Genomic DNA, 15482 nt, shown 5'->3' on the forward strand with positions numbered 1-15482 from the left:
GGGGGAGGAGGAGGTGAACGTCACCGAGTCCGAGGTTCCGGTGCTCACCGGGACCTGGTGCAAAAGGGAGATGCTCCGCCAATGGAGCGGGGCTATCCGGGAACGGAGTTCTGCGTGGACATCGTCGTCAAGGGCCGCAAGACCGAGGTGCCCGAGCGGTTCCGCAAGCACGTGGCCGAGAAGCTGAAGCTGGAGAAGATCCAGAAGCTCGATGGCAAGGTGATCAGCCTCGACGTCGAGGTGTCCAAGGAGCCCAACCCCCGACAGGCCGACCGCTGTGACCGGGTGGAGATCACGCTCCACTCCCGCGGTCCGGTGATCCGGGCGGAGGCGGCGGCGAGCGACGCGTATGCAGCACTCGACCTGGCCGCGGACAAGCTTGAGGCCCGGCTGCGCAAGCAGCACGACAAGCGCTACACCCGACGTGGCAGTGGCAGGATCCCGGCGGCCGAGGTCGCCGACCACGTCCCGGGTGCCGCGACCCTGAACGGCAACGGCAGCGTCGTCCACGAAGGGGACCAGGACGCCGTGCCGACCAAGAAGATCGGTTCCCTCGAGATCATGGGCGAAGGCCCCTGTGTCGTCCGCGAGAAGACCCACGTGGCCGCCGCGATGACACTCGACCAGGCGCTCTACGAAATGGAGCTGGTCGGGCACGACTTCTACCTCTTCGTCGACTCCGAGACGAAGGAGCCCAGTGTCGTCTACCGACGGCACGCCTACGACTACGGCGTCATCCACCTCAGCACGGACCCGATGGTCGCCCAGGGCGAAGCGGACGCGCCGGGCGGTGCGCTCGGCGGCTGACCCCGCCCCACGGCAGCAGATCAGCCGATCCGGTGCCCCTGGAAGCGCGTGTGCGCCCCCGGGGGCACCGGTGTGCGACCCCTTCGTGCCCCGCTCCGACACCGCATTGCCGTCCCGGCATGGAATCATGGCCGCACCGGCCCAACCGGTGGGCCGTTGCCTTGGGTTGGCGATGGCACGGAAACACAGGCCACGGCCTTCAGGGGGAGGAACGATGGCGGACAGCTTCGGACCGATGCGTGACCGGGACGCCGACCACGGCGTGGTCACCCCGGGCCCGGACGTGGGCTCTCCACGCAAGGAGCCGATCAGGGTCCTCGTCGTGGACGACCACGCCCTCTTCCGCCGCGGTCTGGAGATCGTGCTCGCGGCCGAGGAGGACATCCAGGTCGTCGGCGAGGCGGGCGACGGGGCGGAGGCGGTCGACAAGGCCGCCGACCTGCTGCCCGACATCGTGCTGATGGACGTACGGATGCCCAAGCGCGGCGGTATCGAGGCGTGCACCTCCATCAAGGAGGTGGCCCCCAGCGCGAAGATCATCATGTTGACGATCAGCGACGAGGAGGCCGACCTCTACGACGCGATCAAGGCGGGCGCGACCGGATATCTCCTCAAGGAGATCTCCACGGACGAGGTGGCCACGGCCATTCGCGCGGTGGCGGACGGTCAGTCGCAGATCAGCCCTTCCATGGCGTCGAAACTCCTGACCGAGTTCAAGTCGATGATCCAGCGGACCGACGAGCGCCGACTGGTGCCCGCGCCCCGGCTCACCGAGCGGGAGCTGGAAGTCCTCAAACTCGTGGCGACGGGGATGAACAACCGTGATATCGCCAAGCAGTTGTTCATCTCCGAGAACACCGTGAAGAACCACGTCCGCAACATCCTGGAGAAGCTGCAACTGCACTCCAGGATGGAAGCCGTGGTGTACGCGATGCGCGAGAAGATTCTCGAAATCCGCTGAGACCCGCCCGGGGGCGGACGGGCCGGCCCCGGCCCCCCCTTGGCAGGCGTCAGCCGAGGAGCCCGGCGATCTCCGTGTCGAGGGCGTCGCGGAGCTGTGGCGCGTCCACCCGCTCGACCCGCACGTCCGTGCAGTCCACCCAGCTCGCGGCCTCCACCAGGGCCTGGGCCACGGCGGGCACCGCCCGGACACCGTCCACGGTGACCTGCTTGGCGACCAGCGTGCTGCCCTCCCGGGCCGGGTCCACCCGCCCGACCAGCCGGCCGCCGGCGAGGACCGGCATGGCGAAGTAGCCGTGGATCCGCTTCAGCTTGGGCGTGTACGCCTCCAGCCGGTGCGTGAAGTCGAAGATCCGCTCCGTGCGCGCCCGCTCCCAGATGAGGGAGTCGAAGGGCGACAGCAGCGTCGTACGGTGGCGACCGCGCGGGACCGTCGCCAGCGCCACCGGGTCCGCCCACGCGTCGGCCGCGGGGCGTGCGCCGAGCCCCTTGGCGCCGCCCTTCACCCCCGCGGGCCTGCCCCAGCCCTCCACCGTCACCGGGACGAGACCGGAGTCCGCGATCACCGCGTCGACCTGCTCGCCGCGGAGCCGGTGGTAGTCGGCGATGTCCGCGCGCGTGCCGACGCCGAGCGCCTGGCCCGCGAGCCGGACGAGACGGCGCAGGCACTCCGTGTCGTCCAGGTCGTCATGGAGGAGGGACGCCGGGACGGCGCGCTCCGCGAGGTCGTACACCCGCTTCCAGCCGCGCCGCTCCACGCAGACCACCTCGCCGTACATCAGCGCGCGCTCGACGGCGACCTTGGTGCCCGACCAGTCCCACCACTCGCTGGTCTTCTTCGCGCCGCCCAAGTCCGTGGCCGTGAGGGGGCCTTCGGCGCGGAGCTGCTTGACGACCTGGTCGTACGTGCCGTCCGGCAGGTCGTGGTTCCAGTGCGGCCGGGCGCGGTAGGCGCGGCGACGGAAGGCGAAGTGCGGCCACTCCTCGACGGGCAGGATGCAGGCCGCGTGCGACCAGTACTCGAAGGCGTGCGGTGCCGGGGGCGCGTCGGCGGAGCCCGACGACGACCAGTACGCCTGCTCGACGGTCTTGCGGCCGACCGCGCCGAGCCGGGCGTACGGCACGAGTTCGTGCGAGCGGGCGAGGACGGAGATCGTGTCGAGCTGCACCGCGCCGAGGTGCCGCAGGACCCCGCGGACGCCCGCCCTGCGGTCCGGGGCGCCCAGGAAGCCCTGAGCCCGCAGCACGATGCGGCGGGCTTCGTCCGCGGAGAGTTCGGTGAGGGGACGCGGGAGACTCGTCATGTCCTCACGGTAGGCCGTGCCACTGACAACCGGGCCCCGCTCCGGCGAGCGTGCGTCAGCGGGCCGGCAGGTAGGGGGCCGTCGACGGCAGGCCCAGGTCCGAGGGGAGCAGGGAGCCGACCCAGCAGTCCCGGCGGACGCCCTTGTTGTTGATCGCGGAACGGAGGGTGCCCTCGATGGTGAAGCCGGCCTTCTCGGCCACCGCGCGGGAGCCGCTGTTGCCGACCTCGGCACGCCATTCGACCCGGTCGACGGACACATCCGTGAAGGCCCAGCGCGACACGGCGACGGAGGCCTCGGTGACGTAACCGGCGCCCCGGTGCTCCTTGGCCGCCCAGAAACCGATCTCGCCGACCCCGAGGGACCGCATGGTGATGGCGACCATGGCCACCAGTTCCCCGGAGGGCAGGAAGACCCCGAAGGTGAAGGCGGAGCCGTCGGCCCAGCCCTCGGGCACCATCTGGTCCGTGAAGCCCGTCGCGTGCTCGCGCAGGTACGGGGACGGGATCGTGGTCCACCGCTGGATGTCGGGGTCCTGGACGGCGTCGAACACGGCGTCGGTGTCCTCCACCCCCACGGCGCGCAGGACGAGACGGTCGGTGGTCAGGGTGACGGGGTCCATCGGCTGATTCTGCTCGGGGAGCCGTAAGGGCGCCATTCCTTTGCGGTGAGTGAGCAGTTCGTTACTTTTCGCCGCGCTGACGCGGCACCTTCGGCGGCACCTGTCCGTTGTCCTGGTGGCTGTCGCAGGCAGACCTCCCGACGTGGTGTGGTCCTCGCTTACGATGGCCGTTGCTCAAGCTGTGATTTGAATCTGTCATTGAAACCGACCGTCCCAGGCCCGACCGGCAAGGAGACAAACCCCCGTGTCCGTCCTCTCGAAGATCATGCGTGCAGGCGAAGGCAAGATCCTGCGCAAGCTGCACCGCATCGCGGACCAGGTCAACTCCATCGAAGAGGACTTCGTCGACCTCTCCGACGCCGAGCTGAGGGCCCTCACCGATGAGTACAAGCAGCGGTACGCCGACGGCGAAAGCCTCGACGACCTGCTGCCCGAGGCGTTCGCCACCGTCCGTGAGGCGGCCAAGCGCGTCCTTGGCCAGCGTCACTACGACGTGCAGATGATGGGCGGCGCCGCGCTGCACCTCGGCTATGTCGCGGAGATGAAGACCGGTGAGGGCAAGACGCTCGTCGGCACCCTGCCCGCGTACCTGAACGCCCTTTCCGGCAAGGGCGTCCACCTCATCACGGTCAACGACTACCTGGCCGAGCGCGACTCCGAAATGATGGGCCGCGTCCACAAGTTCCTCGGGCTGGAGGTCGGCTGCATCCTCGCCAACATGACCCCGGCCCAGCGTCGTGAGCAGTACGCGTGCGACATCACGTACGGCACGAACAACGAGTTCGGCTTCGACTACCTGCGCGACAACATGGCGTGGGCCCAGGACGAACTCGTCCAGCGCGGCCACAACTTCGCGATCGTCGACGAGGTCGACTCCATCCTCGTCGACGAGGCCCGTACGCCGCTGATCATCTCCGGCCCGGCCGACCAGGCGACCAAGTGGTACGGCGACTTCGCCAAGCTGGTCACCCGCCTCAAGAAGGGCGAGCCCGGCAACCCCCTCAAGGGCATCGAGGAGACCGGTGACTACGAGGTCGACGAGAAGAAGCGCACCGTCGCCATCCACGAGCCCGGTGTCGCCAAGGTCGAGGACTGGCTGGGCATCGACAACCTCTACGAGTCGGTGAACACCCCCCTCGTCGGTTACCTGAACAACGCCATCAAGGCCAAGGAACTGTTCAAGAAGGACAAGGACTACGTCGTCATCGACGGCGAAGTCATGATCGTCGACGAGCACACCGGCCGTATCCTCGCCGGCCGCCGCTACAACGAGGGCATGCACCAGGCGATCGAGGCGAAGGAAGGGGTGGACATCAAGGACGAGAACCAGACGCTCGCGACGATCACCCTGCAGAACTTCTTCCGCCTCTACAAGCGCCACGACCAGCAGGAGAAGGAAATGCCGGGCCTCTCCGGCATGACCGGTACGGCGATGACCGAGGCCGCCGAGTTCCACCAGATCTACAAGCTGGGCGTCGTCCCGATCCCGACCAACCGGCCGATGGTCCGCATGGACCAGTCCGACCTGATCTACCGCACCGAGGTCGCGAAGTTCGAGGCGGTCGTCGACGACATCGTCGAGAAGCACGAGAAGGGCCAGCCGATCCTCGTCGGTACGACGTCGGTCGAGAAGTCCGAGTACCTCTCGCAGCAGCTCTCCAAGCGCGGTGTCCAGCACGAGGTGCTGAACGCCAAGCAGCACGACCGTGAGGCGCCGATCATCGCGCAGGCGGGCCGCAAGGGCGCCGTCACCGTCGCCACGAACATGGCGGGCCGCGGTACGGACATCAAGCTCGGCGGCAACCCCGACGACCTCGCCGAGGCCGACCTGCGGCAGCGCGGTCTCGACCCCGAGGAGCACATCGAGGAGTGGGCCGCGGCCCTGCCCGCCGCTCTGGAGAAGGCCGAGCAGGCGGTCAAGGCCGAGTTCGAAGAGGTCAAGGACCTCGGCGGCCTGTACGTCCTCGGCACCGAGCGCCACGAGTCGCGCCGTATCGACAACCAGCTGCGCGGTCGTTCCGGCCGTCAGGGCGACCCGGGCGAGTCCCGGTTCTACCTCTCGCTGGGCGACGACCTGATGCGTCTGTTCAAGGCGCAGATGGTCGAGCGCGTCATGTCGATGGCGAACGTCCCGGACGACGTGCCGATCGAGAACAAGATGGTCACGCGCGCGATCGCGTCGGCCCAGTCGCAGGTGGAGCAGCAGAACTTCGAGACGCGTAAGAACGTCCTGAAGTACGACGAGGTGCTCAACCGGCAGCGTGAGGTCATCTACGGCGAGCGTCGCCGCGTCCTGGAGGGCGAGGACCTGCAGGAGCAGATCCAGCACTTCATGGACGACACGATCGACGCGTACATCGCGGCCGAGACCGCCGACGGCTTCGCCGAGGAGTGGGACCTCGAGCGGCTGTGGGGCGCCTTCCGGCAGCTCTACCCGGTGAAGGTCACCGTCGACGAGCTGGAGGACACCGCCGGTGACCGTTCCGGTCTGACCGCGGAGTTCATCTCGGAGTCCATCAAGGACGACATCCACGACCAGTACGCGGCCCGCGAGGAGCAGCTCGGCTCCGAGATCATGCGTGAGCTGGAGCGCCGGGTCGTGCTGTCGGTCCTGGACCGCAAGTGGCGCGAGCACCTCTACGAGATGGACTACCTCCAGGAGGGCATCGGCCTGCGCGCGATGGCCCAGAAGGACCCGCTCGTGGAGTACCAGCGCGAGGGCTTCGACATGTTCAGCGCCATGATGGACGGCATCAAGGAGGAGTCCGTCGGCTACCTGTTCAACCTGGAGGTCCAGGTCGAGCAGCAGGTCGAGGAGGTCGAGGTGCGGGACTCCGCGCCGTCCCTGGACAAGCAGGACGCCGTTCCCGCGGGCGCCGTGCGGCCCGAGATCCGTGCCAAGGGGCTCGACGCCCCGCAGCGCCCGGACCGCCTGCACTTCTCCGCCCCGACCGTCGACGGTGAGGGCGGTGTCATCGAGGGCGACTTCACCCACGACGACGAGCCCGTGCGCTCCGAGGCGGACGGCCTCACGCGCGCGGAGCGCCGCAAGCAGCAGAAGGGCGGCGCTCGTCGCCGCAAGAAGTGAGTGAGGGTCGCGCGGTGCCGGTGACGGCCGGAGCGCGCGACCGCTAGTACGTCGGAAGGGCCGGGCACCCAGGTGCCCGGCCCTTCCGACGTTCAGTCGTCGTCGCGGTGGGGCATGCGGGGGCCGCCCAGTTCGATCGCCGTGCAGCGCCAGCGCAGGTCGGGACCCTGTTCCAGCCGGAAGGCCATGGCGCGGAGCTGGTCGCCGGCGCCGATGCGGGCGAAGGCCTCCACGGCGCCGGGACGGGCGACGTAGTAGCCGATGTCCCGGACGACCGGGCGGGCGCCCCGGGCGCGCAGGGCGCCGCGCTCGGCGAGCCACACCAGTTCGTCGTACGCCCGGCCCGCGGTGTGGCGCAACATGCAGTGGACGGGACGCGTGCCGCTCAGGACGGCCAGCAGCCGTTCGGCGAAGACGTCGGTGGGCCGGGGACGCGTGGCGGGCCGTACCCCGCCGTGCGCCCCCTCCTGGGCGCGTGGGGCGGACGGTGCCGCCGAGGGGGCCGGGCCCGGCGGGGGGCTGCCGCCCGGCGGCCTGGCGGGCGTCCCGGCGCCCGGCGTGCGAGGCGGGGTGCTCCCGGGGCGGCGCGAGTCCTGACGGCCCGGCGGCCGGCCGCCCGGATGGCGCCTGCTCCTGGTCATCACCTTGTTCATGTGCCGTCCCCGTTCCTCCGGACCGGTTCATACCGGTCGGTAACCTGCTGTTGGGGATCTTGTACGAGGCGGGGGAGGGCCCTCGCAAGGAAGACGGGCGCGCGTCGCAGCCCCCGGAGAGTTCACCTATCAGGGTTGCCGGGCGGTCGGGAATCCCCACGGGCCAAGGGGGGTACCGGGTGAATCGAGGGACCGGGGTGGACGTCCCGGAAGCGGCGGCCGGGGACTCGAAAGGGGACGCCCGCACGTATCCTGAAGGCCCTCCCCGGAGGTGCGGGACCGCCCTCCCCGGAGCCCGCGGACCGCGAATCCCCGGAGCCCCGACTACGAAAGCGGCCACCATGCGCGTCTACGTCCCCCTGACCCTCTCCGGTCTCGCCGAGGCGTACAGGACGGGAGAGCTGGAGGCGGGACCGTTCGTCGCGTACGCCGTCACCCCGGCGCTGCGCGAGTGGTACCTCTCCGAGGACATCGAGGAGCTGGAGTACGCGGCGCTGAGCCGTGCGGCGCTGGCCTCGCTGCGGCTCGTGGCCGTGGACCCCGGGGCGGTGCGGCGCCGGGTCGTCGTCGCCGTGGACGTGCCCGACCGTGCCGCGGCCGTCGATCCCGACCGGGGACTCGACCCCGCCGCGCTCGGCGAGGTGCGCGTCTCGCAGGCGGTGCCGCTGTCCAAGGCCGCCGCCGTCCACGTGGACGCCCCGGACGCCGAGAAGGACGTCACCGCGGCCGCTCAGGCTCTCGGAGCCGCGGACATGGGGGACGACGACGCGCAGTTCGTCGTCGACGGGGCCGAGGACCACGAACTGCTGTGGTTCGCCCGGCAGGAGATCCCCAGCCTTCTGGGGCAGGGCGAGTAGCCCCCGTGGGGTGTGGCGTTGTCGGTGGGGACGGGTACGTTTCTGTGTATGGGGAAGCCGGAAAACGCGCACATCGTCTGGGACTGGAACGGCACGCTGTTCCACGACAATGACGCGATCATCGGGGCGACGAACGCCGCGTTCGCCGAGCTGGGGCTCGAGTCGATCACGCTGGAGCGGTACCGGGAAATGTACTGCGTGCCCGTGCCGAAGTTCTACGAGCGGCTGATGGGGCGGCTGCCCACGGACGCCGAGTGGCAGGTCATGGACGACACCTTCCACCGGTACTACGCGGAGCACCGCGTGGCCTGCGGACTGACCGACGGGGTGCCCTCGCTGCTCGCCGGCTGGGGAGCGGCGGGCCGCAGCCAGTCGCTGCTGAGCATGTACGGGCACGAGGAACTGGTGCCGCTGGTGCGGGGCTTCGGGATCGAGCCGCACTTCGTCCGGGTGGACGGCCGCACCGGGCCCTCCGGGGGCAGCAAGGCGGAGCACATGGTGCGACACCTCACGGCGCTCGCCGGCGTCGACCCGTCCCGCGTGGTGGTGATCGGGGACGCCGCCGACGACGCGGTCGCCGCCCGGCACGTGGGGGCCGGAGCGGTGCTCTACACCGGCGGCTCGCACAGTCGCGCCAGCCTGGAGCTGGTGGGTGTCCCGGTCGTGGACAGCCTGGCGGAAGCCGTCGAGGAGGCGCAGTGCCTCGCGGCCTGAGCGGCCGAAGGCCTACGGGCCGGAGGTGCGGAGGGGCGGAGGGGCAGAGCGACCGAAGACCCGACAGGTGCGTGAAGCCCGGGCGCGAGAGCCGCGCCCGGGGCGTCACACACGTCAGGTCACCGGCGCCTTCGCCCGCAGCACCGTCAGGAACTCGCGCATCCAGGCCGAGTGGTCCGGCCAGGCGCGGGCCGAGACGAGGGTGCCGTCGACGACGGCCTCCGCGTCCTGGAAGGTCGCACCCGCCGCCTGCATGTCGAGCTCCAGCGCGGGGTACGCCGTGACGCGGCGGCCGCGCAGGCTGTCGACGGCCGCGGTCAGCAGGGGGCCGTGGCAGATCTGGGCCACCGGCTTGTCCGCGTCGAAGAACGACTTGAGGATCTTCCGGAGCTCGGGGTCGTTGCGCAGGTACTCCGGAGCACGCCCGCCGGGGATGACGAGCGCGACGTACGCGCCCGGGTCGACGTCCGCGAACGCGAGGTCGGCCGGCCAGGTGTAGCCGGGCTTCTCCGTGTACGTGTCGAAGCCGGGTTCGAAGTCGTGGACCACGAACCGGAGCTTCTTCTGCTCGGGCGCCGCGATATGGACCTCGTAGCCCTCCTCACGCAGCCGCTGGTAGGGGTACAGGACCTCCAGTGACTCCGCCGCGTCGCCGGTGACAATCAGGATCTTCGCTGCCATGGTGCTGCGCTCCCGTCGGCCGTGCTCAGGCGTTCCGTTCGGTCGTCCCGGTCAACCTGCCTCCGGGGGAGGGACTTGCCAAGGGGCCGCGCACCCTGTGAAGCGCCGTCCCCGGGTCCGGCTGCCGCGGAACACCGTCCGTAGGACGACGGTAGCCCGTTGTCGGCCCGCACTGCACGTCCTCGCCCCATTCGTCCCTGTGCATACTGTCAAAGTTCCCCCCCTGGTTTTGTACACATACGGCTCATGACGACCCCCGGGTGAGGGGGGATAGCCTGGTGGCGTGATCAGCGCGATATCTCGCGGGGGCATCGTCGCCCCTGCCCCGCGCCCGGAGCGCACGGACGACATCCGTGACCGGGCGTCAGTCGCTGATCTTCGTGAGCGGGACGGGATGACGGCGAACGCCGTGTGCGCGAGCGGGAGAGCCGCCAGCGCCGACGGCACCGCACTCCGTACGTCGAGGGCACCCGAGAGATTGACGCCGCCGAGAGCAGCGTCACAGTCCCCGAGGGCGCCGAGAATGGCCGATAACCCCCCGCTCATCTCACCTTGCGGCATAGCGTCGAAGCAGACCGGACACCCCGCGTCACGGCGTTGCGTCGGAAGCGACGAGACCGTACTTCCTTCAACGTCACGCAACGGCGCGCGACAGGAGCCAGAGGACAATGCAGACCAAGCTGGACGAAGCCAAGGCCGAGCTGCTTGAACGGGCCGCCCGGGTAGCTGAGAACAGCCCGGTCGGGGGGCACCTACCGACCGGGACGACGGACGAGGGCACCCCCGACCGGGACACCGTGCTCGCGTTCCTCCAGCGCTACTACCTGCACACGGCCCCGGAGGACCTCAGCGACCGTGACCCGGTCGACGTCTTCGGAGCGGCCTTCTCCCACTACCGACTGGCCGAGAACCGCCCTCAGGGCACGGCCAACGTGCGCGTGCACACCCCCACCGTCGAGGAGAACGGCTGGACCTGCAGCCACTCCGTCGTCGAGGTGGTGACGGACGACATGCCGTTCCTCGTCGACTCGGTGACCAACGAGCTGTCGCGCCAGAGCCGCGGCATCCACGTCGTGATCCACCCGCAGTTCGTCGTACGGCGCGACCTGACCGGCAAGCTCATCGAGGTGCTGCCCACGCGGCCCTCCGCCGAGGACCTGCCGCACGACGCGCACGTCGAGTCGTGGATCCACGTCGAGATCGACCGCGAGACCGACCGCGCCGATCTGAAGCAGATCACCGCCGACCTGCTCCGTGTCCTGTCCGACGTCCGTGAGGCCGTCGAGGACTGGGAGAAGATGCGCGACGCGGCGCTGCGGATCGCCGACGAGCTGCCCGCCGAGCCCGCCGCCGACGACCTGCGCGAGCAGGAGGTCGAGGAGGCCCGCGAGCTGCTGCGCTGGCTGTCCGGCGACCACTTCACCTTCCTCGGGTACCGCGAGTACCAGCTGCGCGACGACGACTCGCTGACCGCCGTCCCCGGCACCGGGCTCGGCATCCTGCGCTCCGATCCGCAGCACGGCGACGAGGACAGCCACCCGGTCAGCCCGTCCTTCGAGCGGCTGCCCGCCGACGCCCGCGCCAAGGCCCGCGAGCACAAGCTGCTCGTCCTGACCAAGGCGAACAGCCGGGCCACCGTGCACCGGCCGTCGTACCTGGACTACGTCGGGGTCAAGAAGTTCGACGAGAACGGCGAGGTCGTCGGCGAGCGCCGCTTCCTCGGCCTCTTCTCGTCCGCCGCGTACACCGAGTCCGTGCGCCGCGTGCCCGTCGTGCGCCGCAAGGTCGAGGAGGTCCTGCGCGGGGCCGGGTTCTCGCCCAACAGCCACGACGGCCGCGACCTGCTCCAGATCCTGGAGACGTACCCGCGCGACGAGCTGTTCCAGACGCCCGCCGACGAGCTCCGGGCGATCGTCACCTCCGTCCTGTACCTCCAGGAGCGCCGCCGACTGCGGCTCTACCTGCGCCAGGACGAGTACGGCCGCTACTACTCGGCCCTCGTCTACCTTCCGCGCGACCGCTACACCACCGGTGTGCGCCTGCGGATCATCGACATCCTCAAGGAAGAACTCAACGGCACCAGCGTCGACTTCACGGCCTGGAACACCGAGTCGATCCTGTCCCGGCTGCACTTCGTGGTCCGCGTCGAGCCCGGCACCGAGCTGGCGCAGCTCTCCGACGCCGACAAGGACCGGATCGAGGCGCGTCTCGTCGAGGCCGCCCGCTCCTGGGCCGACGGCTTCGGTGAGGCGCTGACCGCCGAGTGCGGTGAGGAGCGCGCCGCCGAACTGCTGCGCCACTACGGCAACGCCTTCCCCGAGGGCTACAAGGCCGACCACTCGCCGCGTTCCGCGGTCGCCGACCTGGTGCACCTCCAGGCGCTCGGCCAGGAACAGAGCAAGGACTTCGCGCTCAGCCTCTACGAGCCGGTCGGCGCGGCCCCCGGCGAGCGCCGGTTCAAGATCTACCGCACCGGCGAGCAGGTCTCCCTGTCCGCCGTCCTGCCCGCCCTGAACCGCATGGGCGTCGAGGTCACCGACGAGCGCCCGTACGAACTGCGCTGCTCGGACCGTACGACGGCGTGGATCTACGACTTCGGGCTCAGGCTGCCCAAGTCCCTGACCGGCAACGGCGACTACCTCGGCGACGACGGCCGCGAGCGGTTCCAGGAGGCCTTCGCCGCCACCTGGACCGGCCAGGCCGAGAACGACGGCTTCAACGCGCTCGTCCTGAGCGCCGGCCTCAACTGGCGCCAGTCGATGGTGCTGCGGGCGTACGCGAAGTACCTGCGCCAGGCCGGCTCCACGTTCAGCCAGGACTACATGGAGGACACCCTCCGCAACAACGTCCACACCACGCGGCTGCTCGTCTCGCTCTTCGAGGCCCGGATGTCGCCGGAGCGCCAGCGCGCCGGCGTCGAACTGACCGACGCGCTGCTGGAGGAGCTCGACGCGGCGCTCGACCAGGTCGCCTCCCTCGACGAGGACCGGATCCTGCGGTCCTTCCTGCACCTCATCAAGGCGACCCTGCGCACGAACTTCTTCCAGAAGACGGCGGACGGCACCCCCCACGCCTACGTCTCCATGAAGTTCGACCCGACGGCCATCCCCGACCTCCCGGCGCCGCGCCCGGCGTTCGAGATCTGGGTGTACTCGCCGCGCGTCGAGGGCGTGCACCTGCGCTTCGGCAAGGTCGCGCGCGGTGGTCTGCGCTGGTCCGACCGGCGCGAGGACTTCCGTACGGAGATCCTCGGCCTGGTCAAGGCGCAGATGGTGAAGAACACCGTCATCGTGCCCGTCGGCGCCAAGGGCGGCTTCGTCGCCAAGCAGCTGCCGGACCCGTCCGCCGACCGCGACGCGTGGCTGGCCGAGGGCATCCGCAGCTACCGGACCTTCATCTCGGCGCTGCTCGACATCACCGACAACCTGGTCGCCGGTGAGATCGTGCCGCCGGCCGACGTCGTCCGGCACGACGAGGACGACACGTACCTCGTGGTCGCCGCCGACAAGGGCACGGCGACGTTCTCCGACATCGCCAACGAGGTGGCCGAGAGCTACGACTTCTGGCTCGGCGACGCCTTCGCCTCCGGCGGCTCCGCCGGCTACGACCACAAGAAGATGGGCATCACCGCCCGCGGTGCCTGGGAGTCCGTCAAGCGGCACTTCCGGGAGCTGGGCGTCGACACCCAGACGCAGGACTTCACCGTGGTCGGCGTCGGCGACATGTCCGGTGACGTGTTCGGCAACGGCATGCTGCTCTCCGAGCACATCCGGCTGGTCGCCGCGTTCGACCACCGGCACATCTTCATCGACCCGGACCCGGTCGCGGAGACCTCGTACGCCGAGCGCCGCCGCCTGTTCGAGCTGCCGCGCTCCTCGTGGGCGGACTACGACACCGGCCTGATCTCGGCCGGCGGCGGTGTCTTCCCGCGCAGCGCCAAGGCCATCCCGGTCAACGCGCACATCCGTGAGGCCCTCGGCATCGAGTCGAAGGTCGCGAAGATGACGCCGGCCGACCTGATGCGGGCGATCCTCCAGGCCCCCGTCGACCTCCTGTGGAACGGCGGCATCGGCACCTACGTGAAGTCGTCCGCCGAGTCGAACGCGGAGGTCGGCGACAAGGCGAACGACGCGATCCGCGTGGACGGCGCCGAGCTGCGCGTCAAGGTCGTCGGCGAGGGCGGCAACCTGGGCCTGACCCAGCTCGGCCGGATCGAGTTCGCGCAGGCCGGCGGCAAGATCAACACCGACGCCATCGACAACAGCGCGGGCGTGGACACCTCGGACCACGAGGTGAACATCAAGATCCTGCTCAACGCGGTGGTGGCCAACGGCGACCTGACCGTCAAGCAGCGCAACAAGCTGCTCGCCGAGATGACCGACGAGGTCGGCGCCCTGGTGCTGCGCAACAACTACGCGCAGAACACGGCGATCGCCAACGCGCTGGCCCAGTCCCCGAGCATGCTCCACGCCCAGCAGCGGTTCCTCCGCCACCTGGTCCGTGAGGGGCATCTCGACCGGGCCCTGGAGTTCCTGCCCAGTGAGCGGCAGATCCGCGAGCGGCTCACCGCCGGTCAGGGTCTGACCGGTCCGGAGACGGCCGTCCTCCTCGCGTACACGAAGATCACGGTCTCCACGGACCTGCTCGCCACCTCGCTGCCCGACGACCCGTACCTGCAGAACCTGCTGCACGCGTACTTCCCGTCGGCGCTGCGCGACCGGTTCCGCGAGCAGATCGAGGGACACGCGCTGAGCCGCGAGATCGTGACGACCGTCCTGGTCAACGACACGGTCAACACGGGTGGTACGAGCTTCCTGCACCGGCTCCGTGAGGAGACGGGTGCCTCGCTGGAGGAGATCGTCCGGGCGCAGACCGCGGCCCGCGCGATCTTCAACTCCAGTGCGGTGTGGGACGCGGTGGAGGCGCTCGACAATGTCGTCGCCGCCGACGTCCAGACCCGGATCCGGCTGCACTCGCGCCGGCTCGTGGAGCGCGGTACGCGCTGGCTGCTCAACAACCGGCCGCAGCCGCTCCAGCTCGCCGAGACGATCACGTTCTTCAGCGCGGGTGTCGAGCAGGTGTGGTCGGAGCTGCCCAAGCTGCTGCGCGGCGCGGACCTGGAGTGGTACCAGCAGATCTGCGACGAGCTGACGAACGCCGGCGTGCCGGACGAACTCGCCACGCGGGTGGCCGGATTCTCCTCCGCCTTCCCGGCGCTGGACATCGTCTCGGTGGCCGACCGCATGGGCAAGGACCCGATGGCCGTCGCCGAGGTCTACTACGACCTCGCCGACCGACTCGGCATCACGCAGCTCATGGACCGCATCATCGAGCTGCCGCGCGCCGACCGCTGGCAGTCGATGGCCCGCGCGTCGATCCGCGAGGACCTCTACGCGGCCCACGCGGCACTCACCGCGGACGTGCTCGCGGTGGGCGACGGCACCTCCACGCCGGAGCAGCGCTTCGAGGCCTGGCAGGAGAGGAACGCGCCGATCCTCGGACGCGCCCGCGCCACGCTGGAGGAGATCCGGGGTTCGGACTCGTTCGACCTCGCGAACCTGTCGGTGGCGATGCGGACGATGCGCACGCTGCTGCGCGCGCACTCCTAGGCGGTACGCCGACGGGGGCGCCCCGGACCTTCCTGGTCCGGGGCGCCCCCGTTCGTCGTGAGGCGCGTCACGCGTCGACGCGGTGCCCCCGGGTCCCCGGCCCTCCAGCTCGGCGGCGACGGACACCTCACCGGCTGGCCGGTCCTGGTCTTCATCCTCGGCACGCTCTTCACGCTCGCCCTGATGG

General features: G+C 70.1%; 10 protein-coding genes. 6 read left to right on the forward strand and 4 right to left on the reverse strand.

Annotation, left to right across the window (positions count from 1 at the left end; translation table 11 throughout):
- The first annotated feature begins 81 nt into the window (after nucleotides 1-81).
- Both raiA and AB0C62_RS40475 read left to right on the forward strand, forming a co-directional pair.
- On the forward strand, nucleotides 82-807 hold the full coding sequence (raiA, locus tag AB0C62_RS40470) for a ribosome-associated translation inhibitor RaiA (protein WP_362982090.1): 726 nt from the start codon (nucleotides 82-84) through the stop codon (nucleotides 805-807).
- 214 nt (nucleotides 808-1021) lie between these two features.
- Nucleotides 1022-1768, forward strand: a complete 747-nt coding sequence (locus AB0C62_RS40475) for a response regulator transcription factor (protein WP_362982092.1) — start codon at nucleotides 1022-1024, stop codon at nucleotides 1766-1768.
- A 49-nt stretch (nucleotides 1769-1817) separates the two neighbouring features.
- On the opposite strand, the gene AB0C62_RS40480 is transcribed toward AB0C62_RS40475, so the two are convergent.
- Both AB0C62_RS40480 and AB0C62_RS40485 read right to left on the reverse strand, forming a co-directional pair.
- On the reverse strand, nucleotides 1818-3071 hold the full coding sequence (locus AB0C62_RS40480; protein ID WP_362982094.1) for a crosslink repair DNA glycosylase YcaQ family protein: 1254 nt from the start codon (nucleotides 3069-3071) through the stop codon (nucleotides 1818-1820).
- Nucleotides 3072-3126: 55 nt separating this feature from the next.
- Entirely contained in the window at nucleotides 3127-3693 is a 567-nt protein-coding gene (locus tag AB0C62_RS40485) for a GNAT family N-acetyltransferase (protein ID WP_362982096.1), read from the reverse strand.
- 244 nt (nucleotides 3694-3937) lie between these two features.
- Here AB0C62_RS40485 and secA point away from each other — a divergent pair, with 244 nt between their 5' ends.
- On the forward strand, nucleotides 3938-6781 hold the full coding sequence (secA, locus tag AB0C62_RS40490) for a preprotein translocase subunit SecA (protein ID WP_362982098.1): 2844 nt from the start codon (nucleotides 3938-3940) through the stop codon (nucleotides 6779-6781).
- Between the two features lie 92 nt (nucleotides 6782-6873).
- Here the strand turns inward: secA and AB0C62_RS40495 are convergent, their stop codons facing one another.
- On the reverse strand, nucleotides 6874-7434 hold the full coding sequence (locus AB0C62_RS40495; protein WP_362982100.1) for an Rv3235 family protein: 561 nt from the start codon (nucleotides 7432-7434) through the stop codon (nucleotides 6874-6876).
- 341 nt (nucleotides 7435-7775) lie between these two features.
- Between AB0C62_RS40495 and AB0C62_RS40500 the strand changes: the two genes are divergently transcribed.
- Nucleotides 7776-8291 carry a hypothetical protein gene (locus tag AB0C62_RS40500; RefSeq protein ID WP_362982102.1) on the forward strand — a complete coding sequence of 172 codons (516 nt, stop codon included), beginning with the start codon at nucleotides 7776-7778 and terminating at the stop codon, nucleotides 8289-8291.
- A gap of 48 nt (nucleotides 8292-8339) precedes the next feature.
- The gene (locus AB0C62_RS40505; RefSeq protein ID WP_362982104.1) at nucleotides 8340-9005 is read left to right on the forward strand and encodes an HAD family hydrolase; all 666 of its coding nucleotides are present in this window, start codon (nucleotides 8340-8342) and stop codon (nucleotides 9003-9005) included.
- A 114-nt stretch (nucleotides 9006-9119) separates the two neighbouring features.
- Here the strand turns inward: AB0C62_RS40505 and AB0C62_RS40510 are convergent, their stop codons facing one another.
- The gene (locus AB0C62_RS40510; RefSeq protein ID WP_081217619.1) at nucleotides 9120-9686 is read right to left on the reverse strand and encodes a DJ-1/PfpI family protein; all 567 of its coding nucleotides are present in this window, start codon (nucleotides 9684-9686) and stop codon (nucleotides 9120-9122) included.
- 668 nt (nucleotides 9687-10354) lie between these two features.
- On the opposite strand from AB0C62_RS40510, the gene AB0C62_RS40515 reads away from it, so the two are divergent.
- Nucleotides 10355-15295, forward strand: a complete 4941-nt coding sequence (locus AB0C62_RS40515; RefSeq protein WP_362982106.1) for an NAD-glutamate dehydrogenase — start codon at nucleotides 10355-10357, stop codon at nucleotides 15293-15295.
- Nucleotides 15296-15482 lie beyond the last annotated feature (187 nt).

The organism is Streptomyces sp. NPDC048643 (assembly GCF_040650615.1).
Classification (GTDB): Bacteria; Actinomycetota; Actinomycetes; order Streptomycetales; family Streptomycetaceae; genus Streptomyces.

Excerpts from the sequence above, each read along its gene's own strand:
- AB0C62_RS40495 (WP_362982100.1), bottom strand. The coding sequence starts at position 7,434 with ATGAACAAGGTGATGACCAGGAGCAGGCGCCATCCGGGCGGCCGGCCG.
- AB0C62_RS40475 (WP_362982092.1), top strand. The coding sequence starts at position 1,022 with ATGGCGGACAGCTTCGGACCGATGCGTGACCGGGACGCCGACCACGGC.
- AB0C62_RS40480 (WP_362982094.1), bottom strand. The coding sequence starts at position 3,071 with ATGACGAGTCTCCCGCGTCCCCTCACCGAACTCTCCGCGGACGAAGCC.
- AB0C62_RS40485 (WP_362982096.1), bottom strand. The coding sequence starts at position 3,693 with ATGGACCCCGTCACCCTGACCACCGACCGTCTCGTCCTGCGCGCCGTG.
- raiA (WP_362982090.1), top strand. The coding sequence starts at position 82 with ATGGAGCGGGGCTATCCGGGAACGGAGTTCTGCGTGGACATCGTCGTC.
- AB0C62_RS40505 (WP_362982104.1), top strand. The coding sequence starts at position 8,340 with ATGGGGAAGCCGGAAAACGCGCACATCGTCTGGGACTGGAACGGCACG.
- AB0C62_RS40510 (WP_081217619.1), bottom strand. The coding sequence starts at position 9,686 with ATGGCAGCGAAGATCCTGATTGTCACCGGCGACGCGGCGGAGTCACTG.
- AB0C62_RS40500 (WP_362982102.1), top strand. The coding sequence starts at position 7,776 with ATGCGCGTCTACGTCCCCCTGACCCTCTCCGGTCTCGCCGAGGCGTAC.
- AB0C62_RS40515 (WP_362982106.1), top strand. The coding sequence starts at position 10,355 with ATGCAGACCAAGCTGGACGAAGCCAAGGCCGAGCTGCTTGAACGGGCC.